The 24,210-nt window shown below is 37.4% G+C and carries 22 protein-coding genes, 2 tRNA genes and 1 other annotated feature; of the genes, 14 read left to right on the top strand and 10 right to left on the bottom strand.

Annotated features, from left to right (window positions below; all coding sequences use genetic code 11):
• Positions 1-696: 696 nt before the first annotated feature.
• The gene (locus A6A10_RS02280) at positions 697-1,809 is read left to right on the top strand and encodes an adenosylhomocysteinase (RefSeq protein ID WP_121123423.1); all 1,113 of its coding nucleotides are present in this window, start codon (positions 697-699) and stop codon (positions 1,807-1,809) included.
• 59 nt (positions 1,810-1,868) lie between these two features.
• Positions 1,869-2,606 carry a pyruvate formate lyase 1-activating protein gene (pflA, locus tag A6A10_RS02275; RefSeq protein WP_121123420.1) on the top strand — a complete coding sequence of 246 codons (738 nt, stop codon included), beginning with the start codon at positions 1,869-1,871 and terminating at the stop codon, positions 2,604-2,606.
• Positions 2,607-2,683: 77 nt separating this feature from the next.
• Here the strand turns inward: pflA and dolP are convergent, their stop codons facing one another.
• Genes dolP through A6A10_RS02255 form a run of 4 tightly spaced genes read right to left on the bottom strand, consistent with a single transcriptional unit; the run spans position 2,684 to position 5,979 of the window.
• Complete coding sequence (dolP, locus tag A6A10_RS02270; RefSeq protein ID WP_121123418.1) at positions 2,684-3,274, bottom strand: division/outer membrane stress-associated lipid-binding lipoprotein; 591 nt, start codon at positions 3,272-3,274, stop codon at positions 2,684-2,686.
• Positions 3,275-3,283: 9 nt separating this feature from the next.
• Positions 3,284-3,877, bottom strand: coding sequence for a D-sedoheptulose-7-phosphate isomerase (locus A6A10_RS02265; protein WP_121123416.1), 594 nt, complete (start codon positions 3,875-3,877; stop codon positions 3,284-3,286).
• Position 3,878: 1 nt separating this feature from the next.
• The gene (locus tag A6A10_RS02260; protein WP_121123414.1) at positions 3,879-4,250 is read right to left on the bottom strand and encodes a YraN family protein; all 372 of its coding nucleotides are present in this window, start codon (positions 4,248-4,250) and stop codon (positions 3,879-3,881) included.
• Positions 4,225-5,979 carry a penicillin-binding protein activator gene (locus tag A6A10_RS02255; protein ID WP_121123412.1) on the bottom strand — a complete coding sequence of 585 codons (1,755 nt, stop codon included), beginning with the start codon at positions 5,977-5,979 and terminating at the stop codon, positions 4,225-4,227. The genes A6A10_RS02260 and A6A10_RS02255 overlap by 26 nt, the downstream gene beginning before the upstream one ends.
• A 91-nt stretch (positions 5,980-6,070) precedes the next feature.
• Between A6A10_RS02255 and rsmI the strand changes: the two genes are divergently transcribed.
• From rsmI to A6A10_RS02240, 3 genes are all read left to right on the top strand, one after another.
• Complete coding sequence (gene rsmI / locus A6A10_RS02250) at positions 6,071-6,937, top strand: 16S rRNA (cytidine(1402)-2'-O)-methyltransferase (RefSeq protein ID WP_121123410.1); 867 nt, start codon at positions 6,071-6,073, stop codon at positions 6,935-6,937.
• A gap of 28 nt (positions 6,938-6,965) precedes the next feature.
• A complete protein-coding gene (locus A6A10_RS02245; protein WP_121123408.1) occupies positions 6,966-8,771 on the top strand; it encodes a monovalent cation:proton antiporter-2 (CPA2) family protein in 1,806 nt (601 codons plus the stop codon).
• A gap of 174 nt (positions 8,772-8,945) precedes the next feature.
• The gene (locus tag A6A10_RS02240) at positions 8,946-9,428 is read left to right on the top strand and encodes a Dps family protein (protein WP_121123406.1); all 483 of its coding nucleotides are present in this window, start codon (positions 8,946-8,948) and stop codon (positions 9,426-9,428) included.
• A gap of 21 nt (positions 9,429-9,449) precedes the next feature.
• On the opposite strand, the gene A6A10_RS02235 is transcribed toward A6A10_RS02240, so the two are convergent.
• The 6 genes from A6A10_RS02235 to mpl all read right to left on the bottom strand — a co-directional run bounded on the left by A6A10_RS02235 (position 9,450) and on the right by mpl (position 15,447).
• Positions 9,450-9,599: a hypothetical protein gene (locus A6A10_RS02235; RefSeq protein ID WP_154399690.1), complete on the bottom strand. Its 150-nt coding sequence runs from the start codon at positions 9,597-9,599 to the stop codon at positions 9,450-9,452.
• 38 nt (positions 9,600-9,637) lie between these two features.
• Positions 9,638-9,724 (bottom strand) — tRNA-Leu (locus A6A10_RS02230).
• A gap of 12 nt (positions 9,725-9,736) precedes the next feature.
• A tRNA-Gly gene (locus tag A6A10_RS02225) sits at positions 9,737-9,812 on the bottom strand.
• A gap of 161 nt (positions 9,813-9,973) precedes the next feature.
• Positions 9,974-13,429, bottom strand: a complete 3,456-nt coding sequence (gene mfd / locus A6A10_RS02220) for a transcription-repair coupling factor (RefSeq protein ID WP_121123404.1) — start codon at positions 13,427-13,429, stop codon at positions 9,974-9,976.
• A 107-nt stretch (positions 13,430-13,536) separates the two neighbouring features.
• The gene (locus A6A10_RS02215) at positions 13,537-14,055 is read right to left on the bottom strand and encodes a rhodanese family protein (protein WP_121123402.1); all 519 of its coding nucleotides are present in this window, start codon (positions 14,053-14,055) and stop codon (positions 13,537-13,539) included.
• A 27-nt stretch (positions 14,056-14,082) separates the two neighbouring features.
• A complete protein-coding gene (gene mpl, locus A6A10_RS02210; protein ID WP_121123400.1) occupies positions 14,083-15,447 on the bottom strand; it encodes a UDP-N-acetylmuramate:L-alanyl-gamma-D-glutamyl-meso-diaminopimelate ligase in 1,365 nt (454 codons plus the stop codon).
• Positions 15,448-15,568: 121 nt separating this feature from the next.
• Here mpl and fbp point away from each other — a divergent pair, with 121 nt between their 5' ends.
• The 9 genes from fbp to hisIE all read left to right on the top strand — a co-directional run bounded on the left by fbp (position 15,569) and on the right by hisIE (position 24,120).
• Entirely contained in the window at positions 15,569-16,576 is a 1,008-nt protein-coding gene (gene fbp, locus A6A10_RS02205) for a class 1 fructose-bisphosphatase (protein WP_121123398.1), read from the top strand.
• 114 nt (positions 16,577-16,690) lie between these two features.
• Positions 16,691-16,819: a sequence feature (His leader region), on the top strand.
• 30 nt (positions 16,820-16,849) lie between these two features.
• Positions 16,850-17,746: an ATP phosphoribosyltransferase gene (gene hisG, locus A6A10_RS02200; protein ID WP_418789099.1), complete on the top strand. Its 897-nt coding sequence runs from the start codon at positions 16,850-16,852 to the stop codon at positions 17,744-17,746.
• A gap of 83 nt (positions 17,747-17,829) precedes the next feature.
• Positions 17,830-19,119 carry a histidinol dehydrogenase gene (gene hisD, locus A6A10_RS02195; protein ID WP_121123394.1) on the top strand — a complete coding sequence of 430 codons (1,290 nt, stop codon included), beginning with the start codon at positions 17,830-17,832 and terminating at the stop codon, positions 19,117-19,119.
• 9 nt (positions 19,120-19,128) lie between these two features.
• On the top strand, positions 19,129-20,196 hold the full coding sequence (gene hisC / locus A6A10_RS02190; protein WP_121123392.1) for a histidinol-phosphate transaminase: 1,068 nt from the start codon (positions 19,129-19,131) through the stop codon (positions 20,194-20,196).
• A gap of 12 nt (positions 20,197-20,208) precedes the next feature.
• Positions 20,209-21,294, top strand: a complete 1,086-nt coding sequence (hisB, locus tag A6A10_RS02185; RefSeq protein ID WP_121123390.1) for a bifunctional histidinol-phosphatase/imidazoleglycerol-phosphate dehydratase HisB — start codon at positions 20,209-20,211, stop codon at positions 21,292-21,294.
• Positions 21,295-21,311: 17 nt separating this feature from the next.
• Positions 21,312-21,905 carry an imidazole glycerol phosphate synthase subunit HisH gene (gene hisH, locus A6A10_RS02180; RefSeq protein ID WP_121123388.1) on the top strand — a complete coding sequence of 198 codons (594 nt, stop codon included), beginning with the start codon at positions 21,312-21,314 and terminating at the stop codon, positions 21,903-21,905.
• Positions 21,906-21,976: 71 nt separating this feature from the next.
• The gene (gene hisA, locus A6A10_RS02175) at positions 21,977-22,726 is read left to right on the top strand and encodes a 1-(5-phosphoribosyl)-5-[(5-phosphoribosylamino)methylideneamino]imidazole-4-carboxamide isomerase (protein ID WP_121123386.1); all 750 of its coding nucleotides are present in this window, start codon (positions 21,977-21,979) and stop codon (positions 22,724-22,726) included.
• Positions 22,708-23,481, top strand: coding sequence for an imidazole glycerol phosphate synthase subunit HisF (gene hisF, locus A6A10_RS02170; RefSeq protein WP_121123383.1), 774 nt, complete (start codon positions 22,708-22,710; stop codon positions 23,479-23,481). Before hisA ends, hisF begins: the two co-directional genes overlap by 19 nt.
• 21 nt (positions 23,482-23,502) lie before the next feature.
• Positions 23,503-24,120 carry a bifunctional phosphoribosyl-AMP cyclohydrolase/phosphoribosyl-ATP diphosphatase HisIE gene (gene hisIE, locus A6A10_RS02165; protein WP_121123381.1) on the top strand — a complete coding sequence of 206 codons (618 nt, stop codon included), beginning with the start codon at positions 23,503-23,505 and terminating at the stop codon, positions 24,118-24,120.
• Positions 24,121-24,210 lie beyond the last annotated feature (90 nt).

The following is a 24,210-nucleotide window of genomic DNA, read 5'->3' as shown; positions in this document are numbered from 1 at the left end:
ATCTCAACTAATATATTATCTAAATATATATAATATAAATCACTTAAATTCTTATAAAGATTTTATATCTATACTATTTCTATCAATACCAACATTAACGGTTTATTACTATATAATATTAAATTTTTACAATAAAAAATTTTTCAATTATTTTATAAAAGGTAATTATATACTAGATATCATAGTACTAGCTACTGGATATTACTTTTTAAAATTATTGTCTGAAGATATTGTTTTTATTTTTGGTTATGGATATCAACAATTTAATGAGTTTTACTTAATTATTTTTTCTTTGATATTTGGATTCTGTTTTATAATTTTACTTATAAATGCATTTACACCAATAATTATTAGTTACCCTTTTTTTTTACAAAAAACAAGCAATCACCCGAGTTGGTTTATTTATATTTTAAGTGCAATAATTTTAATATTTATTGTATGCAATATAATTAACTCTTTATATTTTATTGACAAAATAAATAACAATGATACTTATAACATGATTATAAAAAACTCCATCTCTGATATATTTTACACAGATTCCCCAAAACGATGCACTGAATATTATAATACTGAAGATAAGATATATTTTATTTCATCAAATGAAATATCTGTAGCACACTATGAAAATGGTATATATCAGTTTAAAATAGATAAATGTGATAAGAGTTATAATTAATATATTGAGGAGTGATTGTGTACGATAATTTTTCAGCTGAACTTGATTGGGCAACATTACATATGACAAGAACCCGTGCAGCAGTAGAGGCATTACCTGACCTTTCTCATGTACGATTGGCGTGTAATATGCACCTTGATCTAAAAATGGCTCCCCTTGTAAAAGGCTTATTAGATAAAGGGGCTAAAGTCTTCTTAACAACTTGTAATCCAACGACTGTTCAAGATGATGTGGTCGCTTACTTAATGAACCATGGTGCAGAAGCAAAAGCATGGCGAAATATGGAATATGCTGATTGGCAAGAAAGTTTTAGAGAAGCACTCGCTTGGAATCCTACTCATTTATGCGAAATGGGATCGGATATTACTGCACTTATTCATAATGAAAATATTAAAACTAACGTCAAAGCAGGCTTAGAGGCAACGGGTTCGGGTATTAATCGCCTAAATGGTCTAACACCAAACTACCCTATTTTTAACTGGGATGATTTACCGGTAAAAGAAGGTCTGCATAATCGCCACATGGTCGGTTTAACCGCATGGCATACATTTTTTGAGACAACACACTTAACCCTTCACGAAAAAACAGTAGTCGTTATTGGTTATGGCTTAGTTGGGCAAGGTGTAGCAGCCGCAGCAAAAGCTTATGGTGGCAAAGTGATTGTAGCAGAAATTGATAAAGCTCGTGCTTTACAAGCTCAATACGATGGCTGGCAAGTGATGCCATTGGCTGAAGCAGTTAAAATTGCGGATGTAATTGCGACAGCAACAGGGGCTAAAAATGTCCTTTCAGGCGATTTATTACAACAAGTCAAATCAGGTGTATTCATTTTGAATGTGGGTCACGTTGCTGAAGAAATTGATGTCGATTTCTTAACAAACTACAAAATGAAAGAGCCAATGCCTTACATTAATGCGTATCATCTTGATGATAACGACGATAAAGTTATTTATCTATTAGCCAATGGATCAATGTTTAATTTAACCGCAGGTTATGGCGACAGTTTAAATGCCTTCGATGTAACCTTAGCAGTGATGGCAAGTGGTATCGGACATATTGTTGGAGAAGGTGAAAAAGCCGATAATGGTGTATATTTATTACCACAAAATGTTTGGCAAAAAGTACTCTAAAAGCGACTGCTTGCAAGCGGTCTGATCTCATTCAAATTTTACAATTTTAAGGAAATATAATGTCAGTAGCTCGTTACCACTCTTATGAATCTTGCGGAACTGTGGATGGTCCAGGAATCCGCTTTATCCTATTTTTACAGGGCTGCTTAATGCGTTGTAAATATTGTCATAATCGTGACACTTGGGATCTTCACGGTGGAAAAGAAATCTCAGTCGAAGAACTAATGAAAGAGGTCGTAACCTATAAACATTTTATGCGTGCAACAGGTGGCGGAGTGACTGCCTCAGGCGGAGAAGCTGTTCTGCAAGCAGAATTTGTAAAAGATTGGTTCAAAGCGTGTAAAGCAGAAGGCATTAACACTTGCTTAGATACCAATGGTTTTGTACGTCATTACGATCAGACTATTGATGAATTACTGGACAACACCGATCTTGTGTTACTCGATCTCAAAGAACTTAATGATGAAATTCATCAAAATTTAATCGGTGTCTCAAATAAACGTACTTTGGAATTTGCAAAATATCTGGAAAAACGTAACCAACTAACATGGATCCGCTACGTAGTTGTTCCCGGTTATACTGATGATGATGATTCTGTTCATCGTTTGGGTAAATTTATTGAGGGCATGAAGAATATCGAAAAAGTCGAATTACTGCCGTACCATAGACTAGGGGCTCACAAGTGGGAAACGTTAGGCTATAAATACGAATTAGAAGATGTGCAACCACCCACAAAAGAATCGTTAGAACACATCAAAACAGTTTTAGAAGGTTATGGTCACGAAGTAAAATATTAAAGAAAATGTTCAAAAAGACGAGTTAGCGATAAGTCGTGTACTCGTCTTTTTGATAGTAAAATATAAACCTTACCTTTCTACTTTTCTATGACAACTTTTACTACTTTTACCACTCCATTAACATATTTTGCAACATTAGCTGCTGCATTAGCTTGTGTAGGAGATAAATTTCCCATTAAGAAAACTTCCCCATTTTCAGTAATTACTTTCACATCTGTTGCTTTGACCTCTGCATTTAATAATAACTGAGATTTAACTTTAGTCGTAATCCAACTATCCTTACTGACTTGCCCAAGAGTTATTTTAGGAGCTACTCGAATTTCATTATAAACATTACGGACACCTTCAACACCACCAGAAACATTCTGAGCTATTTGTTTAGCTGATTCATTAGGAACCTGACCAATTAATAAAATTCGTCCATCATAAGCAACAACATTAATTCTTGCCTCTTCCTGAAGTTGAGCATCTCTATTTAGATTATAAGCTACCCTTTCTTCTAGAGTCTCATCATCAATTTGACGCCCTGCAGTTCTTGGATCAGTTGCTACTTTTGTTGCTACTGCAGCTGTTCCAACAACAGCTGTCGTAATACACCCCTGCAATAAAAATATAGTTGAGGTAAGTGCAATAATTCCAAATTTTTTACTTTTTATTTTCAGTAACATAATAACCCCTTAATAGTTTGAAGTTGGATTAAATAGTAAGTTATCAACCAATTCACAAATTAAATTAATACAGAATAAATGCCCTTCAATAACTCTCATTTCATTATTTGACGGAATCGATATTTCAACATCACCATCTCCTAATAATCCTTGAGTATGATCATTTCGACTACTTGTAAATGCAAGAATTGTTAAATCTTCACTATTTGCATAGCTTATAGCATTGAGTACACAAGTTTCATCTCCGATAGGTAAAAATGCAACAAAAATATCGTCTTTATTTGCGACAACCTGTAATTGTTTTTTATAAATATACTGTACATTATTTTCTTGACTTAATTGACTCGCTAATACACCATCAAAATGTAATAAATGAGCAGATAAACTTGGTCTTTCTAAATCATAACGATGTAATAAATGGCTAACAAGTAATTGTGCATTAATGTAAGAGCGCCCATGACCACACACAATAACTTTATGACCAGTAAGCAAACAATTTACAATCTTATTGGCAGCCGTATTTATTGATTGAGGTAATACATCTGCTGTTGCAATTTGAATTTGTATGCTCTCAGCAAAGCGGTCTTGAATCTTATCTAACATATTATCCTAAAAAATTTTTTATCCAAGTAAGCTGATTACTCCCTTCAAAAGCAATTACATCAAAGCGACAATCTGCGGTATCTAAACTTTGACCTCGAGCTGATAGCCAAAGATTGGCTGACTTCAACCATTTTACCTGTTTTTTCAAATCAATACTTTCAGCAGCAGATCCAAAATAATTACTTTTACGCTGACGAACCTCAACAAATACGAAAGTTTTTCCTTCTCGCATAATCAAGTCCAATTCACCACATCGGAAAAATTGATTTTGTGCAATAAAAGCTAGACCTTTTTCTTCTAGAAAAGACCTAGCTTTTTGTTCAAAATACAGTCCTTGCTCTCTACGGTTAGTTCGTTGGGGCAATTGAGCCATTCCTATATTCTAACCAAGTCATATCACGCTCAATAGTACAATTAGTCCCTGCACTTAACACACCAGTCAAACCAGAAATTTTATATCCTGGAATTTGGCGAAATTCATTAAACTTATTCGCTATAGCCCAAGAATCAGCCCCCATAGCATAAAGTCTCATCATAGAAAAATCACTTCCTGCTAAGGTATCAGCTTGTCTATATAGATCTGAACTTGAATCAGATAAAAGAGGAATTTCACTAAATTTAACACCTTCCATCATTAATCTAAAATCAGGACCATTATTTGGTGAATTGCTACGAGATGATGTATAGAGAGCCAATTGGCTAGAAAGACCTACATTATCTAAACCTTGTTTTAATTCAATTAATTGTCCTGCATTTCCTAACAAATAAACACCACTTCTCTGAGCTACTCCATTATTTCTTAATGCATCAATTGCTTCCAATGGCTGTCTATAATACCGGATATTAGTATCTTTATTCGTTAATTGTCTCCAACGTTGAGCAAAAGCATCGGCAGAACGAATACCAAAGTCATCCTGAGGTGCTATTACGATCGCGGTAGACACTCGATCAGTTAAAAAACGATCAGCTGCAGATCTCGCTTCAGCTTCTGGAGCTAATCCATAGTAACAAACTTGAGCAATGGCCTTAGAATTAGGAGTTGCATTTAGAGCCAATATATTAATATCTTGCGTCTCTGGATTAGATAAGATTTCATCGACTCTATATTTTAGTAATGGTCCAACAATAGTTTGAATGCCTTGTTGTCTAGTTTGATTCAGCACATCTTGGATAGGTGAGGTATTCGTATCATAAACTTGAACATAAGTTGTTGTATTACCCTTCGCTTCATCAAATCCTTTCTTAATGATATCACCTAATACTTTTGTATCTCCACTTAACGGTAACAATAGAGCAACACTATTTAATTGAGTTTGTTGAAATGTTGCAATATTTTGTAGCTCTGTTGGTAATAACTGAGCAGCACTATGATTTGGGTATTGGCGTTTCCAATTCTCAATAACTTGTGGTAGTTGACTTGGATTCACCATACTTTGATTATAAGCTACAATTAAAGATAGCCAGCCAGCTAATCCAATTTCACCAGGATTAACTGTTGCATGCTCTAACATTCCTCTATTTGCATTACGTAATGTAGCCCAAATCTTATTATTATTATCTTGTCGAACTCGATTATCCGTCAAATAATTATCCATTAATGATCTTGCTCGAACAGTTTCAATCACATCTTTTCTATTCTCTGCAATTTGAGCATAAGTTTCATAAAGACGTAAAGATTGAGATTGGCTCAGAGTATTCTTAGGCAGTTGTGAGAGTAACTGTAATGCTTGATCGTTCTTATTTTGCATAGCAAAAAGACGTGCAGAAAGTAAATTATATTCTAAACGTTGGAGTTCATTAAACTCTACAACACTCAACATTCCCATCGTATTTTGAGCTTCTACCACTTTATTTTCATCAAGTAATTTACGAATAGCTAAAAGACGATAAGTTTGTTGATCTTCTCTACTTGTGGAAGTATCAGCCTTATTTATATAAAATTCAGAACTAGAATATGCTGCATTTCTTAGTGACTCAGTCACTTCATTTTTAAAAAAATTAGTGCCAGTACAAGCTGATAGAAACAACGCTATTGCAGTAGGGACGAAAACTTGTTTGATTTTTTGGCTAAAAGTACGACTTTGTACTAGAATAGTAGACATTTTATTACTCCATCAGTTGGAAAATTAGAATATTGATTCTTGTGTAGAATTACCTAGTTCAAATCTTACTGATCAAACCAACGAAAATCAAATGAAAAACAGACATTGTATGGATCAATCAGGTATATTATATATTGTTGCTACTCCAATCGGTAATCTAGCAGATATTACCCAACGAGCACTAAATATATTCAAAAGTATCGATCTAATCGCTGCTGAAGATACTCGTCATAGTGGATTATTATTAAGCCATTATGGCATAAAAAAACCTTTTTTTGCTTTACATGATCATAATGAACAACAAAAAGTAAATACGCTTGTCGAAAAATTACAAGATGGTTTAAATATCGCATTGATTTCTGATGCGGGTACACCTCTTATCAGTGATCCTGGATTTCATCTCGTACGCCATTGCAGACAAGAAGGTATCAAGGTGGTTCCTATACCTGGTCCTTGTGCAGCAATTACAGCTCTTTGTAGTTCAGGTATTGCTTCTGATAGGTTTTGTTTTGAGGGCTTTTTACCTGCTAAAACAAAAGGACGTTGTGATAAATTAACTTCACTATTAGAAGAAACTCGCACAATGATTTTTTATGAATCAACTCATAGAATCTTAGATTCATTGATAGATATACAAAAAATATTTGGTACCAATCGATATATTGTCATGGCGAGAGAACTGACAAAAACGTGGGAAACAATACATGGCTCAGAAGTTGGAGAATTAATCGATTGGGTCAATGAAGATCTTAATCGTATAAAAGGTGAAATAGTCCTCATTATTGAGGGGGCATCGGTATCATCTAATAAGGATGACATTTCACCACAAGCAACAAAATTATTAGGAATACTCAGTAAAGAACTTCCCCTCAAAAAAGCAGCATCAATTGTTGCAGAAAGTTTTGGATACAAAAAAAATGAGCTATATCAATATGGATTAGCTCATTTTAAAGAATAAATTTTAATCTATTATTAGAGGAAAATATATGGCAGCAGAAGGAGCTAATCAACTTGTTGGAGTTGTAACATTATTAACCGCAGCAGTTGTTGCAGTACCACTTTTTAAACGCTTAGGGCTAGGATCGGTATTAGGCTACTTAGTAGCGGGTCTTGTTATTGGTCCCTTTGGTATCGGGTTATTTAGTGATTCAGAAAGTATAATACACATCGCAGAATTTGGGGTGGTCATGTTCTTATTCATTATTGGATTGGAAATGAAACCCTCTCATATTTGGGGATTACGTAAACATATTTTCTGTGTGGGAGCCTTTCAAATATTGATTGTAGGTTCAGCAGTTGTTTCTCTTGGAATCCTAGCGGGTTTTGCATGGGAAGTCGCCTTTATCGCTGGAGCAGGATTTACACTGACATCTACAGCAATTGTGATGCAAGAACTCAGTGATCGTGGTGACATGACCTCTCAACGAAGTCAAAAAATAGTCTCTATTCTTCTCTTTGAAGATTTAATGATTGTACCTCTTTTAGCGTTTGTCGCTTTCTTATCCCCTTATCATATTTCATCTGATGAACCAGTATGGATGACACTTGGTATTGCAGGTGTATCTATCGCATTACTTGTTGTAGCAGGGTTATGGTTACTTAACCCTCTATTTAAAATGCTCGCCAAAACAAAAATTCGAGAAATAATGACAGCCGCAGCACTTCTTGTGGTACTTGGTTCTGCTTTATTAATGGAATTAGGTGGATTATCAATGGCGATGGGGGCATTTTTAGCGGGGGTTCTTCTTTCAGAGTCAAGCTTTAGACATCAACTTGAAGCAGATATAGAACCATTCCGTGGCTTATTGTTAGGGCTATTCTTCCTCAGTGTGGGAATGTCATTAGATCTCTCCGTTGTATTTAATAACTGGATATTGGTACTTTTAGGCGTACCAACATTTATGTTTACTAAATCATTCTGTGTGTATGTCGTTGCTCGATTAACTCGAAATAGTCATGCTATTGCAGTAGATAGAGCATTTATTATGTGTCAGGGTGGTGAGTTTGGTTTTGTTCTTTTCTCGACTGCTGCGGCACAGGGCTTAATTGACGAAAATATGCAAGCAAGTATGACAGCGATTGTCGTGCTATCAATGGCACTTACACCATTATGTTTAGCTGCATATAAAAAATATGTTATTCCAAAAGTTGCACGAGTTGCAAAAGCACCTGAGGCAGATCATATTGATGAACAACATCCAACAATTATCATCGGATTAGGTAGATTCGGACAAGTTGTGAACCATTTACTCATGATGACTGGTTACCACCCAACCGTTATTGATAAAAATGCGGCATTGGTTGCTGGAATGAAAAAACGAGGCATTAAAAGTTACTATGGAGATGCAAGTCGCCCAGAATTATTACATGCAGCAGGTATAGAGGGTGCTGAATTATTAATTGTCGCTATTGATGATAAAAAACAAGCATTGCAAATTGTAGAACTTGCACGAAAACTGAATCCACAATTAAAGATTATTGCAAGAGCCTACGATCGACTTCATGTATTTGATCTCTTCAAAGTAGGAGCAGATGTTCAAGTACGTGAAACCTTTGACTCTGCACTAAGAACAGGTAAAAAGGCCCTTGAGGCAATGGGTATGGATAAAGAAATTGTAGATGAAGTAGGTAGAGCTTACTTCTATAGCGATCGCCACAGCGTAAAACTCATGGCCGAAGTCTATAACCCTAATATTGATCAATTTAACAATGATGCTTTCTTAAAAATTGCATTGGAAAATGATCAAGAAACTATGTTAGAAATTCAACAAATTATTAATAAAGAGCATTGATTATAATTATCAAATAATTATTGAAAATCAATATCATCTTTTTAATAGCTGCAATCTATTAAAGAATGAATTATATTCATTTCACATATTGTTTTTTTTTGCTTAAACTTGTTAACGGTAGCATGAACTTAGAATACTATTCATTCATGCAAATTAATAATAGGAGAATATATTATGAATAACCCAATCGGATTAGATGTCACATCATCAAAAAAATTAGCAACAGATTTAAATAAATTACTAGCAACTTATCAAGTGTTTTACACAAATGTACGTGGCTATCACTGGAACATCAAAGGTGTAAGTTTCTTCGAATTACACGCAAAATTTGAAGAAATTTATGATAATTTAATTATCAAAATTGATGAGGTTGCAGAACGTATCTTAACTTTAGATGAAGTTCCAGCAAATGGCTTCAGCCAATACTTAAAAGAATCTCTTATCAAAGAAGATATCGGTGTTAGCTCAGCTCAACAATGTTTATCTGGTACTTTAGAAGGTTTCCAAACATTGCTTAAACTTCAACGTGAAATTTTAGCAGTGGCTAACGAAGTAGAAGATGAAGGTACAGCTTCACAAATGAGTGATTACATCAAAGAACAAGAAAAACTTGTATGGATGTTCTCAGCAGCTGCAACTTGTGCAACTTGCCGATAATCATTGTAATACTCTATTCTATTACATCTCTAAAGCTGACCGATGGTCGGCTTTTTTATTAAGAGCCACGCCCACTTTTTTCACATCACCCATCAATATCACAACACATCTATTGATATAACATGAAAAAGTAAAACGAATATTTATAACTGAAACAAGAATTTTAGACATAAAAAAAGCACCTTTAGGTGCTATCTTTTATTTTAGAATGGTGCCCGAGGCCAGACTTGAACTGGCACGCCCCGAAAGGCGAGGGATTTTAAATCCCTTGCGTCTACCGATTCCGCCACTCGGGCTAAACGCTAAAATGGAGCGGGAAACGAGGCTCGAACTCGCGACCCCGACCTTGGCAAGGTCGTGCTCTACCAACTGAGCTATTCCCGCTAAAAAACGCTACAGATTGCTGTAGCGTTTCAATGGTGCGTATTCTAGCGAATTGAACGCTTGTGTCAAATAGAAATTATCAAAAAAATTTTATTCGACTAAATTTCAGTCTTTTTTATCTTTTTGCAAAAAACAGTGGTGAACCTACCGCTTATTTTTGCTTAATTTGTGAGAGTTTCTATCAACTCAGCTACGAATTTTAAACGTTCCTCACCAGATTCCATTGGCTTAGTAAAACGGAATTTATGTGGTCCATCAAATTTAAAGGTATTTTTATCAGATTGAATCAACTGTAAAAACTTCATTGGATCAGGCTGTGCTGTTGGTTTAAATTCTAAGTAACCGCCATTGATTCCCGCATCGATTTTTTTCAATTCCAACGCTTTGGCTAAATAGCGTAATTGGGTAATGTGGAATAAATTTTTAGTCGCCTCTGGCAATAACCCAAAGCGGTCAATCAATTCAATTTTGAGATCCTTTAATTCATTATCATTTTCTGCACTGGCAATGCGTTTATAGAACGAAAGTCGCATATTCACATCTGGCACATAATCGTCTGGCAGAAGTGCAGGGATACGCAATTCAATCTCAACTTGTTGCTGTGTGATTTCATCTAACGTTGGTTCTCGTCCTTCTTGTAAGGCTTTTACCGCACTTTCCAATAAATCCATATAAAGAGAGAATCCAATCGACTCAATTTGCCCACTTTGTTCGCTACCAAGCAGTTCACCTGCTCCACGAATTTCTAAATCGTGAGTCGCTAACACAAAGCCCGCTCCGAGATTATCAATGGTGCTAATCGCCTCTAAACGCTGTTGAGCATCTTTGGTTAAAGTTTTTGGTGGCGGAGTGAGCATATAAGCATAGGCTTGATGATGAGAGCGTCCCACACGACCTCTTAATTGATGTAATTGTGCTAAACCGAATTTATCTGCTCGCTCAATAATAATCGTATTGGCAGTTGGAACATCAATTCCTGTTTCAATAATGGTTGAACACACAAGTAAATTAAAGCGTTGATGATAAAAATCTGCCATTACACGCTCTAACTCACGTTCTCGCATTTGACCGTGCCCGATCACAATTCTGGCCTCTGGCACAAGTTCAGCCAGTTGTTGAGCGGTATTTTCAATGGTCGCCACATCATTATGTAGATAATAAACCTGTCCTCCACGTAAAATTTCACGCAGAATTGCTTCTCTAATCACGGTATCATCACTTTGGCGAACAAAGGTTTTAATGGATAAACGTCTTGCTGGCGGACTTGCAATAATGGATAAATCCCGCATTCCATTTAACGCCATATTGAGCGTTCTTGGAATTGGTGTTGCTGTTAGCGTTAGAATATCCACATTGGCTCGTAACTGTTTAATTCGTTCTTTTTGCCGCACCCCAAAGCGATGCTCTTCATCAATAATCAATAAACCTAAATCACGGAATTTTACATCGTCCTGTAACAATTTATGTGTACCGACTAGGATATCAACTTTGCCCTCAATAGTTCGTTGTAAAATATCTTTCTGCTCTTTAGCCGTTTTAAAACGAGAAAGCACCTCCACTTGTACCGGCTGGTTAGCAAAACGATCTTTAAAATTTTCATAATGCTGTTGAGCTAATAAGGTAGTCGGGGCAAGAATCGCCACTTGTTTTTGGTTCATTACCGCTAAGAATGTTGCCCTAATAGCGACTTCCGTTTTACCAAAGCCAACATCACCACAGACCAATCTGTCCATTGCTTTTGGTTGGCACATATCACTGATAACAGCATTAATTGCCATTTGTTGATCGTCTGTTTCTTGATAAGGGAAGGTAGCACTAAATTGCTTAAAGGCTTCTTTATCATACTCAAAGGCAAAACCTTTTTGTGATTCTCGTTTCGCATAAACGTCAAGTAATTCGGCTGCCACATCACGAATTTTCTCAGCGGCTTTTTGACGAGATTTCGCCCAAGCTTCACTGCCTAATTTATGCAATGGCGCATTTTCATCTGAGCCACCAATATAGCGACTAATTAAATGTAACGATGCCACTGGCACATATAATTTCGCATCATTCGCGTAGTTAAGGACTAAATATTCTGCTTTAACCCCGCCTGCATCAAGGGTTGTCAGTCCAGCATAGCGCCCTACACCATTCTCTAAATGCACTACCGCTTGCCCGATTTTTAACTCAGCTAAATTACGGATAAGCGTATCAGGATTGACGGTTTTACGATTTTTATCGCGTTGGCTTTTTTGTTGAATTTTTTCGCCAAGTAGATCTGTTTCGCAAATAATTGCCAGTAACTCACCGCTTGTCTCTTCGATAATAAAGCCTTTATCGAGATTACCGATCATCAATGAAAATGGCGTACTAATTTCATCAAAACTTTCAACTTGTGTCGGCTTAATATTCAGTGGTGAAAGTAAATCAAGTAAGGTTTCTCTTCGCCCTTCGGTTTCTACAGAAAAGAGGATTCTGCCTTCAAAAGTTTGTTGGAATGCTAAAAATTGAGAAAAAGGCTCTTTCAGTTGCGACTGTACAGCCACTTCGGGCAAAGGCAAAATATTGGCGTTTTTCTTAGCCGCTGAAATGGACACACTTTCATTCAATAAACTCAAACGAGGATAATGTTTAAGGTGCTGATACACATAATCAACGCTAAACCATAATTTATCGGGCGATAATAATGGACGCATTGGATCCACTCGACGATTTTCATAACGTTGTTCAGTATCTTTTAAAAAGTATTCCGCTTTTTCTTGAATATGATCGAATGTGATAAATAAGGTTTGCTCTGAAAGATAATCAAACAAACTTGCCATTTCCTCAAAAAAGAGTGGTTGCCAATATTCAATCCCCGCATTTAGCACACCTTTACTCACTTGCTGATAGATATGTTCAGGCTCTCTGCGAATTTCACCAAATTGTTCTCTAAATTGCCCTCGGAAAAATTCAATGCCTTTGTTATCCGTTGGAAATTCGTGGGCAGGTAACAGATCGATGGCTTGAATTTCCGCAATAGTGCGTTGGCTATCAATATCAAAAGTTCGGATCGAGTCAATTTCATCATCAAAAAAATCTAAACGATAAGGCAATTCTGACCCCATTGGGTATAAATCAAGTAACGCCCCCCTTACCGCATATTCGCCATACTCTAACACTTGTTCTACCGCACGATAGCCTGCATTTTCTAGTTGTAAACGTAATTTTTCGATAGAAAACGTATCGCCTTTTTTAATCAATAACACGTTATTGGCTAAATAGTTTGGCGGGCAAACTTTTTGTAATAAAGTAGTTATTGGTAATAAAAAGATCTGTTTTTTACCTTGCTGTAGATGAAACAATGCAGATAAACGTGCAGAAATTATATCTTGGTGCGGAGAAAAATTATCGTAAGGTAATGTTTCCCAATCAGGGAAAAGTTGTACCTCTAACGACGTAAATTGTGGCAAGCTTTTTTCTAAGCGTAATGCGGTTCGTGTGTCGGGTGTAACAACAATGGTTAGCCCGTTAAATTGTTGGCTTGCTTGTGCAATCGCAAGGGTATCGGAATGTCCGATTAAGTTACCTAAAATTTGATGATCTTGATGAGATTGATTGATCTTCGGTAGGCTAAATTGAAGTTTATATGACATAACAAGCGGTCTGATTTGAGTTAAATTTTGCAAATAAAGCTAGTTTACTCGCTAAACTCTTATTCTGCAAAATATCCGCTGAATCTGACCGCTTGTAGAGAGATAAGTTATTGTTTATTCCAAGGCATAAAAGACAAGAGTTTTGCCATACCACAGAATCCTGTTGCTCCAGAGGTAATTAATCCTGCTCCTACAAATGCACAGATTAAATAAAATGCAGGGGAAACAGAATAGCCTAAAATTGCTCCAAGTAATACTAATGAGCCTGCGCTTAAATGCACTTGACGCATCATCTCAAGCGGTTGTTTGCGATCAAAATTTGTTGAAAAACCTGCTTTTTTCCAACCTTCGATCCCACCTTCTAAAATGTAAAAATCACGCCCATTGGCTAATTTCTCAAAAGTAGGAATGGCATTTTTAGTACGAATGCCTGATTTACAATGAAAAATCAGTGTGGAATCGGCGAGATCCGTCGGTAAGCCTAGTGTCAAATGCTCTAATGGCATAGAACGAGCTTCCGTAATATTTTCTCTACGATATTCATCTGCTGCACGAATATCAACAAGTACCGCGCCAGACTCTAATTTTTGTTTAACCTCTTGGGCTGAAATGATATTAACTGTCATAGTTCTTTATCCTATTATTTACCTTTGTTATTTGTTTGTAAGTTTATCTAATAATTTTTGATGAATACCGCCAAAGGCACCGTTACTCATCACTAAAATATGGTCACTCGGTTGAGCAGATTCAATGACCCAATTTACTAATTCATCAATATTATCTGACCATTTAGATGGCTGATTTAATGCATCAGTAATTGTACTCACTTTCCACGGAATTGTATCAGGTTGAAAAATAAAAACTTCATCCGCATCTTGCAATGATGGGGCAATTTCATCTTTATGTACGCCCATTTTCATCGTATTAGAACGAGGTTCTAACACCGCTAAAATGCGTTGTTCTTGACCAACTTTGCCTCTTAATGCTTCAATTGTCGCTTTAATTGCTGTTGGGTGATGGGCAAAATCATCATAAACAGTAATCTGATTTACCGTCCCTTTCACTTCTAAGCGACGATTTGCATTAACGAAAGTAGCCAGTGCCTCACAAGCTTGTTTTATCTCTACTCCTGCGTGATGGGCTGCTGCAATTGCCATTAAGGCATTATGCATATTGTGTGCCCCTAAAATTTGCCAATGAACTTCGCCCTCTAATTTACCGTAATGATACACTGCAAAATTTTGGTAATCAGGAGTCAGAGGCTCCGCAAACCATTCATTCTCTTTACCGATAAATTTCAACTCACTGAAATTGCCCATGGCTAAGGTATCTTGGACATTTTGATCGGCTTTAGCTGATAAAATTTGTCCGTTTTGAGGCATGGCTCGAATAAGATGATGGAATTGACGTTGGATTGCCTTTAAATCATCAAAAATATCGGCATGGTCAAAATCAATATTATTCACAATTAAGGTTTTAGGATTGTAATGTACGAACTTTGATCGCTTATCAAAAAAAGCAGAATCATATTCATCGGCTTCAATCACAAAAAATTCGCTATTGCCCGCACGAGCAGAAAGTCCAAAATTGCCAGCTACGCCACCAATTAAAAAGCCTGTATCAATACCTGCTTGGTCTAAAATCCAAGCGAGCATTCCTGTTGTGGTCGTTTTACCGTGAGTGCCTGAAACAGCTAATACCCAACGATCTTTGAGTAAATGGTCATGTAACCATTGTGGACCTGAAGTGAAATTTAGGCGGTTATTTAATACGTATTCTACACAAGGATTCCCTCGGCTCATTGCATTACCGATAATCACCATATCGGGTGCGGGATCGAGTTGCGAAACGTCATAATGAGGAATGATTTCTATGCCACTTTTTTCCAAAAAAGTACTCATTGGCGGATACACATTCGTATCTGAACCTGTCACTTTATAGCCAAGTTCTCTTGCAATAATGGCTACGCCACCCATAAAGGTGCCACAAATGCCTAAAATGTGGATATGTTGTTTCATTGTATTCCTCAAAATGTAAATTATTGTGAACAATCTCACAAAATTAGAGTTTGTTTTAAACCCATGTAATTGCTAGGGCTATAATAAAACAAATGAGATTGAATAGCTAATAGGAGAAGGTATGAAAACACTCGGCGAATTTATTGTTGAAAAACAAGCTGAATATCCAGGGGCAACAGGGGAGTTGAGTGGGATTCTCTCTTCAATACGTTTATCTGCCAAAATTATTCATCGAGATATTAATAGAGCGGGATTGACTCAAGATATTTTAGGGGTATCGGGCGATGAAAATATCCAAGGTGAAACACAAATGAAGTTAGATGTGTTTGCCAATGAAACCATGAAAAAAGCCTTGATTGCTCGTGGAGAAGTAGCAGGGTTTGCTTCCGAAGAAGATGATACCTTTGTCGCTTTTGATACAGAACGAGGCCGTAATGCAAAATATGTGTTATTGACCGATCCTCTTGATGGTTCCTCTAATATTGATGTGAATGTCTCTGTGGGTACGATCTTTTCGATTTATAAACGTATTTCACCCGTTGGCACACCTGTTACGTTGGAAGATTTTTTACAACCAGGGCGTAAACAAGTTGCGGCAGGCTATGTAACTTACGGTTCATCAACCATGCTTGTTTATACAACAGGTAACGGGGTTAATGGCTTTACTTATGATCCTTCGTTGGGCTTATTTATTCTTTCCCATCCAAATATGAGCATGCCAAAAGACGGCAAATATTATTCAATCAATGAAGGACAATATGTGACGTTCCCTATGGGCGTGAAAAAATTCATTAAATATTGCCAAGAAGATGATCTAGCCACTAAACGTCCATATTCTTCACGTTATATTGGTTCATTAGTATCTGATTTCCATCGTAACTTACTCAAAGGTGGAATCTATATTTATCCGACTTCAACGGTTTATCCTAAGGGTAAATTACGTTTACTTTATGAAGGCAACCCAATGGCATTTTTAGCTGAACAAGCGGGTGGAATGGCAACGGACGGAGTAAATTCGGTGTTGGATATTATTCCAACAGAATTACATCAGCGTATTCCTTTCTTTGTCGGCTCGACTAATATGGTTGAAAAAGCAAAAGCATTTTTACTGGAAGAAACCAATTGTTAAATATAACGATTTAAGTTTAAATTTTTGTTGAAAAAATGTTGATTATTGAAAAATTTTACGTTAGATTTACAAACAATCATTAGGAGAACACAACATGAACATTATTCGCATTACTCATCATCACCATTTACCTGATTAATCTTTCAGGCATTTGGCGTTGCTTGGAAGATAAGTCTTCCGAGTATGTGCGAATAAAAAATTGCAATTACCCCCTCGGAAGGTCACTTTCGAGGGGTTTTTCTTTATTTAATATTTACAACAGGGACAAAAATTATGGAAAACAGCAGATTACGCATTGCGATGCAAAAATCAGGTCGATTAAGTCGAGAATCACAAGCTTTACTTAAACAATGTGGGATTAAAATCAATTGGCACGAGCAACGTTTAATTGCCTATGCAGAAAATATGCCTATTGAGATTTTACGTGTGCGTGATGATGATATCCCTGGGTTAGTGTTTGATGGTGTCGTCGATTTAGGCATCATTGGTGAAAATGTATTAGAAGAGGAAGAACTAGGTCGCCTTTCGGCAGGTGAAAATGTTAGCTATAAGATGTTAAAACGTTTAGATTTTGGAGGTTGCCGTTTATCACTAGCGATACCAAGAGATAACAATTACACTGATGTTACTGATCTCACTGATGCTCGTATTGCGACATCCTACCCTAATTTACTCAAACGCTATATGAATGAAAAAGGCGTACCTTTTAAAAACTGTTTACTGACAGGCTCTGTTGAAGTTGCCCCAACAGCGGGATTAGCAACTGCTATTTGCGATCTCGTTTCATCTGGTGCAACCCTTGAAGCCAATAATCTACGTGAAGTTGAAGTGATTTATGAATCCAAAGCGTGTTTAATTCAACGTTCTAGTGCTTTAACGCCTGAAAAACAAGCCTTAGTCGCTCGACTACTTACCCGAGTTCAAGGAATTCAACAAGCCAGTGAATCTAAATACATTATGTTACACGCACCAAAAGATAAACTCCCAGAAATTACAGCTTTATTACCTGGTGCTGAACACCCAACGATTCTACCGCTTGCCGAAGATAACAATAAAGTGGCTATGCACGTTGTTAGCCAAGAAAACTTATTCTGGGAAACAATGGAAAAATTAAAAGAAGCGGGCGCAAGTTCAATTTTAGTTTTACCGATTGAGAAAATGATGGAATAACGCATCGCAATAAATAAAAAATAACAAAATATTGAGATGATCTTACCGCTTACTCTCGACTTAATGTGGAATTGGAGACAAAAATGCAAACATTAATTTGGAATGATTTAACCGAAGAAGAAAAAAAACAGGCATTAACCCGCCCCGCCATTAGTGCATCCGCTGATATTAAAAAAGCCGTTGAAAATATTGCGGAGTTAGTGAAGTCAAAAGGCGATAGCGCACTATTTGAACTCACTGAAAAATTTGATCGTGTAACACGAGATAGCCTCGTTGTTTCACCACAAGAAATCAATGATGCCATAAACCGTATTCCAGAAGAATTAAAACAGGCAATACAACAAGCAAAACGCAATATAACCACTTTTCACGAAGCACAAAAACCACAAACCGTCGATGTAGCGACGCAAGAAGGCGTACGTTGCCAATTGCTTACTCGCCCAATTCAACGAGTCGGGTTATATATTCCGGGTGGTTCTGCACCACTTTTTTCAACGGTGTTAATGTTAGCCATTCCTGCAAAAATTGCAGGTTGCCAACAAATTATTCTCTGTTCACCTCCACCGATTGCCGATGAAATTCTTTACTCCGCCAATCTGTGTGGCGTAGAAAAAATTTATACTATCGGTGGCGCTCAAGCCGTTTTTGCGATGGCAAATGGAACAGAAACCGTGCCACAAGTTGATAAAATTTTTGGACCTGGTAATGCGTTTGTGACGGAAGCTAAACGTCAAGTTCAACAACAAGGGACCGCCATTGATATGCCGGCAGGCCCTTCCGAAGTGCTTGTGATTGCCGATGAATTTGCTGATCCTGATTTTGTTGCAAGCGATCTGCTCTCTCAAGCAGAACATGGAGCAGATAGTCAAGTGATTTTAGTGACACCAAGCATTGAACTGGCTCAAGCCACAGAAACAGCCATTGAGCAACAAATTGCAAAACTTCCTCGTGAACAGACCGCTTGGAAAGCCCTAGAAAATAGCCGTATTTTTATTGGCGAAGATTTGCGTGAATGTGTCAATGTCAGCAATCAATATGCTCCTGAGCATTTGGTCGTTCAAGTCGAAAATCCACGTAACTTACTGCCATTTTTAGATAACGCGGGATCGATTTTCCTTGGGGCTTACTCGCCTGAAAGTATGGGTGATTATGCCAGTGGCACAAACCACGTTTTGCCAACCTACGCCTACACAAAGACCCACTCTAGTTTAGGTTTAGCTGATTTCAGTAAACGTATGACAGTGCAAGAACTTTCGCCACAAGGCTTTCAACAACTAGCCCCAACGGTGATGAAAATGGCAGAGGCAGAAAAATTAGATGCACACAAACAAGCCGTGAGTATCCGTTTAGCTAAAATCAATGCAGGAATTTGAGGAACTATTATGACAATAACATCACTTTCTCGTAAAAATATACAAGCCCTTACCCCTTATCAATCCGCCAGACGTTTAGGCGGAAAAGGCGATATTTGGCTTAATGCTAATGAATATCCAACTTCACCGAAATTTGAACTCACTTTAGAAAAATTTAACCGCTACCCTGAACCTCAACCACAATCAGTGATTGAAGGTTACGCACGTTATGCCAATCTTAAACCTGAAAATGTGTTAGTCAGTCGGGGGGGAGATGAAAGTATCGAACTCATTATTCGTGCTTTTTGTGAACCAACAGACAGCATTCTTTATTGTCCGCCAACCTATGGTATGTATGCAGTCAGCGCGGAAACTTGTGATATTCCACAAATTACCGTGCCACTCACAGCAGATTTTCAATTAAATTTAGCGGAAATCGAAAAACAACTTGATAAAGTCAAAGTGATCTTCGTTTGTAGCCCAAATAACCCAACGGGGAACACGCTCAAGCGGTCAGATTTAATCAAACTTTTGCAAATCACTGAAGGTAAAGCAATTGTAGTTGTAGATGAGGCTTATATTGAATTTTGTCCTGAGTCCACAATGGTAACTGAATTAGTTAATTACTCTCACCTTGCGATTGTGAGAACGCTTTCTAAAGCCTTTGCACTTGCTGGGTTACGTTGTGGTTTTACCCTTGCTAATCCTGAGTTGATTAACGTCTTACAAAAAGTGATTGCCCCCTACCCGCTAGCAACCCCTGTTGCAGATATTGCTACACAAGCATTACAAGAAAAGGGCTTACAGCAAATGCAAAAGCGTGTTGAAGAAATCAAACAGAATCGACAAATTTTGCAAAATAGTTTGAGTAACTTACCGCTTGTTGAGCAGATTTATCCGAGTGATGCCAACTATCTTTTAGTTAAATTTAAAGACGGACAACAAGTATTCAATGCCCTTTGGGAGCAAGGGATTATTTTACGCAATCAACATAATGCCTTAGGATTAGCCAATTGCATTCGTATCACCATTGGTACACAAACAGAAAATCAACGCGTGATTGATGCCATTACCGCACTTCAATCAAGCACAAAATAAAAGGAAAACAGTATGCAACCAACACTTTTTATCGATCGTGACGGGACTTTAATTGATGAGCCAAAAACCGATTTTCAAATTGATAGTTTAGAAAAATTACAATTCGAGCCTAACGTGATTCCTGCTCTACTTGCTTTGAAACCTTACTATCGTTTTGTAATGGTCAGTAATCAAGACGGACTTGGTACAGACTCTTTTCCGCAAGAGGATTTTGATAAACCGCACAATGCAATGATGGCATTATTCAAATCTCAAGGGATTGAATTTGACGACGTATTAATTTGCCCACACAAGCCAGAAGATAATTGCGATTGCCGTAAACCAAAAACGAAATTACTGCAGAAATATATCGATAAAAAGAAATTCGATCCACAGCATAGCTTTGTCATCGGCGATCGTGCTACCGATGTACAGCTTGCAGAAAATATGGGTATTCAAGCACTTCAATATGATCGTGAGAAATTAACTTGGGATTTGATTGCGGAAAAACTTTTACCGAAAAAACAAGATAACACTCAACGTGAACCTCGCTATGCGGAAGTGGAACGTAAGACCAAAGAAACGGATATCAAAGTACAAGTCTGGTTAGATGAAACTGGTGTGAACGAAATCAAAACTGGGGTTGGATTTTTCGATCATATGTTAGATCAAATTGCGACACACGGTGGTTTTAGAATGAATGTAAGTTGCAAAGGCGATCTTTGGATTGATGAACATCACACCGTCGAAGATACCGCTTTAGCATTGGGAACAGCCCTCAAACAAGCATTGGGTGATAAACGAGGTATTGCTCGATTTGGTTTTGTCTTACCAATGGATGAATGTAAAGCAGAATGTGCCTTAGATTTATCAGGCCGTCCTTATTTTAAATTCAAAGCAAAATTCAAACGGGATAAAGTGGGCGATTTTAGTACCGAAATGACAGAACATTTCTTTCAATCCCTCGCCTATACCTTAATGGCGACCTTGCACTTAAAAACCAAAGGCGATAACGATCACCACAAAATCGAAAGCCTATTCAAAGTATTTGGTAGAACATTACGTCAAGCAATCAAAATTGAAGGCAATGAGTTACCAAGTAGTAAGGGAATGCTTTAAAGAAATAAGGATAAAAAATGTCTCAGATTACGATTATCAATACCCGCTGTGCCAATCTTTCATCCGTAAAATTTGCGTTTGATCGATTAGGTTATAAAACCGAAATTACCGATGATATTTCACAGATTCAATCGGCGGATAAATTAATTTTACCCGGTGTTGGCACTGCAAAAGCTGCTATGCAAAACTTAACAGAGTTAGGCTTAATTGAAGTTATACCGACCTTAAAACAACCTGTTTTAGGCATTTGTTTGGGGATGCAGTTGATGACAGAATTTTCAGCCGAAGGGAATGTAAATACATTAGGAGTAATGAGTGGCACAACGGAATTAATTCCAGATACGCAACTTCCACTCCCACATATGGGCTGGAATCAAGTTCATTATCAAGCAGATCACCCTTTATTTTCAGGAATCGAACAAGATAGCCATTTCTATTTTGTGCATAGCTATGCGGTATTACCCAATAGCCATACGATAGCAACAGCAGATTATGGTGTGCTATTTTCAGCCGCTTTACAGCATAACAATTTCTATGGGGTGCAATTCCACCCTGAACGATCTGGCAAGAGTGGCTCACGCTTACTGAAAAATTTTGTCGAAAATATTTAACGACAAGCGGTTAGATTCAAACAATATTTTGCAAAATATCCGCAACCCTATTCGAAAAAACAGGAAATACAATGGAAAAATCAATCATTATCCCTGCATTAGATTTAATTGATGGTAAAGTCGTTCGACTTTACCAAGGCGATTATGCCCAAAAAACACAATATAGCGATAACCCTATCGCTCAATTTCAACATTATGTCGAACAAGGGGCTGAATCTTTGCACTTGGTCGATTTAACGGGTGCAAAAGATCCGACTAAACGCCAAACGGCATTAATCAGTGAAATTATCAAAAATGTCCCTTGCCCAATTCAAGTCGGCGGTGGAATTCGTACAAAACAAGATATCATTGATTTATTTGATATTGGTGTGAGCCGTGTTGTGATCGGCTCAACAGCGGTAAAACAACCCGAATTAGTGAAAACGTGGTTTACACGTTATGGGGCAGATAAATTTGTTTTAGCGTTGGATATTAATATCAACACTCAAGATGAAAAACATATTGCCATTAGTGGCTGGCAAGAAGATAGCCAAGTTTCCCTTGAGCAAGTCATTGAAGATTTTCAAACAGTCGGTTTAAAACACGTTTTATGCACGGATATATCTAAAGACGGTACATTGCAAGGCTCTAATGTGAAACTTTATAAAGAAATTTGCCAAGCCTTCCCTGATATTCAGTTTCAATCTTCTGGCGGAATTGGCTCCCTTGAAGATATTCAAGCTTTGAAAAATACGGGCGTTGCAGGTGTGATTGTAGGTAGAGCGTTATTAGAAGGAAAATTTAATGTGAAGGAGGCGATAGCATGTTGGCAAAACGGATAATTCCTTGCTTAGACGTTAAAGATGGTCAAGTGGTAAAGGGCGTTCAATTTCGTAATCACGAAATCATTGGGGATATTGTTCCGCTCGCTCAACGCTACGCTGAAGAAGGGGCTGATGAATTAGTCTTTTACGATATTACGGCATCAAGCGATGGACGTACCATTGATAAAAGCTGGGTGGAACGAGTCGCAAAGGTGATTGATATTCCTTTTTGCGTTGCGGGTGGCATAAAAACAGAAGCGGACGCTGAGCAAATTTTTGCTTTTGGTGCAGATAAAATTTCAATCAATTCCCCTGCTATTGCTGACCCTGACTTAATCAATCGTTTAGCCGATCGCTTTGGTGTGCAAGCTGTGGTGGTGGGGATTGATAGCTGGTTTGAAAAGGAAACTGGGAAATATTGGGTAAACCAATATACTGGCGATGAGAAAAGAACAAGACAAACACAATGGCAAACAATGGATTGGGTCAAAGAAGTACAACAACGTGGTGCAGGGGAAATCGTCTTAAATACGATGAACCAAGATGGTATGCGACAAGGCTATGATATCGAGCAACTTAAAAAAGTGCGTGAAGTGTGCAATATTCCGCTTATTGCATCAGGTGGTGCAGGTGAAATGATCCATTTCCGAGATGCTTTCATCGAAGCAAAGGTAGATGGAGCCTTAGCTGCCAGTGTTTTTCATAAACAAATTATTCAAATTGAACAGTTAAAACAATATTTGAGTAATGAAAATATTGCAATCCGTAACTAATTTAAACCGAGGGGAAAGAATATGTTAGATATAAGCAAAATAGATTGGCAAAAAGTAGATAACTTATTACCAGTTATTATTCAAAATAATGCAACCTGTGAAGTGCTGATGCTAGGTTATATGAACCAAGAAGCCTTAGAAAAAACGCTCGCAGAAAACAAAGTAACCTTCTTCTCTCGCACTAAGCAACGTCTGTGGACTAAAGGAGAAACCTCTGGACATTTCCTTAATGTAGTCGATATGAGCCTAGATTGTGATCAAGATACCCTTCTCATTTTAGTTAATCCAATAGGTGAAACTTGCCACACAGGCAAAGAAAGTTGTTTCCACCAATTTGAATTAGATAATCAACCTGATTGGGTCTTTTTCAGCAAATTAGAACGCTTGATCGGTGAACGTAAAGGAAAAGATCCTGAAACGTCTTATACCGCATCACTCTACGCAAGAGGGACAAAACGAATCGCACAAAAAGTCGGCGAAGAAGGCGTTGAAACAGCACTTGCTGCCACTATGAAAGATCGTATGGAAACGATTTCAGAAGCGGCTGATTTAGCTTATCATTTAACCGTTTTGTTGCAAGATGCTGAACTCTCTTGGTCAGATGTCATTGAAAAATTAAAAGAACGTCATCAAAAATAGCAATCGCATTAATATGCTTTTTAGTTATAAAAGCCTTGTTTTAGTTCTTTACCTGCGGTAATAAAATCGGTATCTTGTTGATGAGAGTTC

The organism is Otariodibacter oris (assembly GCF_009684715.1).
Classification (GTDB): Bacteria; Pseudomonadota; Gammaproteobacteria; order Enterobacterales; family Pasteurellaceae; genus Otariodibacter; species Otariodibacter oris.
The sequence above is the reverse complement of the archived record's forward strand: the minus strand, read 5'-3'. Positions and strand labels throughout refer to the sequence as shown.

What these genes read in the sequence shown, in the direction of transcription:
- pflA (WP_121123420.1), top strand. Translation starts at nt 1,869, where the DNA reads ATGTCAGTAGCTCGTTACCACTCTTATGAATCTTGCGGAACTGTGGAT.
- dolP (WP_121123418.1), bottom strand. Translation starts at nt 3,274, where the DNA reads ATGTTACTGAAAATAAAAAGTAAAAAATTTGGAATTATTGCACTTACC.
- A6A10_RS02265 (WP_121123416.1), bottom strand. Translation starts at nt 3,877, where the DNA reads ATGTTAGATAAGATTCAAGACCGCTTTGCTGAGAGCATACAAATTCAA.
- A6A10_RS02260 (WP_121123414.1), bottom strand. Translation starts at nt 4,250, where the DNA reads ATGGCTCAATTGCCCCAACGAACTAACCGTAGAGAGCAAGGACTGTAT.
- A6A10_RS02255 (WP_121123412.1), bottom strand. Translation starts at nt 5,979, where the DNA reads ATGTCTACTATTCTAGTACAAAGTCGTACTTTTAGCCAAAAAATCAAA.
- rsmI (WP_121123410.1), top strand. Translation starts at nt 6,071, where the DNA reads ATGAAAAACAGACATTGTATGGATCAATCAGGTATATTATATATTGTT.
- A6A10_RS02245 (WP_121123408.1), top strand. Translation starts at nt 6,966, where the DNA reads ATGGCAGCAGAAGGAGCTAATCAACTTGTTGGAGTTGTAACATTATTA.
- A6A10_RS02240 (WP_121123406.1), top strand. Translation starts at nt 8,946, where the DNA reads ATGAATAACCCAATCGGATTAGATGTCACATCATCAAAAAAATTAGCA.
- A6A10_RS02235 (WP_154399690.1), bottom strand. Translation starts at nt 9,599, where the DNA reads ATGTCTAAAATTCTTGTTTCAGTTATAAATATTCGTTTTACTTTTTCA.
- mfd (WP_121123404.1), bottom strand. Translation starts at nt 13,429, where the DNA reads ATGTCATATAAACTTCAATTTAGCCTACCGAAGATCAATCAATCTCAT.
- A6A10_RS02215 (WP_121123402.1), bottom strand. Translation starts at nt 14,055, where the DNA reads ATGACAGTTAATATCATTTCAGCCCAAGAGGTTAAACAAAAATTAGAG.
- mpl (WP_121123400.1), bottom strand. Translation starts at nt 15,447, where the DNA reads ATGAAACAACATATCCACATTTTAGGCATTTGTGGCACCTTTATGGGT.
- fbp (WP_121123398.1), top strand. Translation starts at nt 15,569, where the DNA reads ATGAAAACACTCGGCGAATTTATTGTTGAAAAACAAGCTGAATATCCA.
- hisG (WP_418789099.1), top strand. Translation starts at nt 16,850, where the DNA reads ATGGAAAACAGCAGATTACGCATTGCGATGCAAAAATCAGGTCGATTA.
- hisD (WP_121123394.1), top strand. Translation starts at nt 17,830, where the DNA reads ATGCAAACATTAATTTGGAATGATTTAACCGAAGAAGAAAAAAAACAG.
- hisC (WP_121123392.1), top strand. Translation starts at nt 19,129, where the DNA reads ATGACAATAACATCACTTTCTCGTAAAAATATACAAGCCCTTACCCCT.
- hisB (WP_121123390.1), top strand. Translation starts at nt 20,209, where the DNA reads ATGCAACCAACACTTTTTATCGATCGTGACGGGACTTTAATTGATGAG.
- hisH (WP_121123388.1), top strand. Translation starts at nt 21,312, where the DNA reads ATGTCTCAGATTACGATTATCAATACCCGCTGTGCCAATCTTTCATCC.
- hisA (WP_121123386.1), top strand. Translation starts at nt 21,977, where the DNA reads ATGGAAAAATCAATCATTATCCCTGCATTAGATTTAATTGATGGTAAA.
- hisF (WP_121123383.1), top strand. Translation starts at nt 22,708, where the DNA reads ATGTTGGCAAAACGGATAATTCCTTGCTTAGACGTTAAAGATGGTCAA.
- hisIE (WP_121123381.1), top strand. Translation starts at nt 23,503, where the DNA reads ATGTTAGATATAAGCAAAATAGATTGGCAAAAAGTAGATAACTTATTA.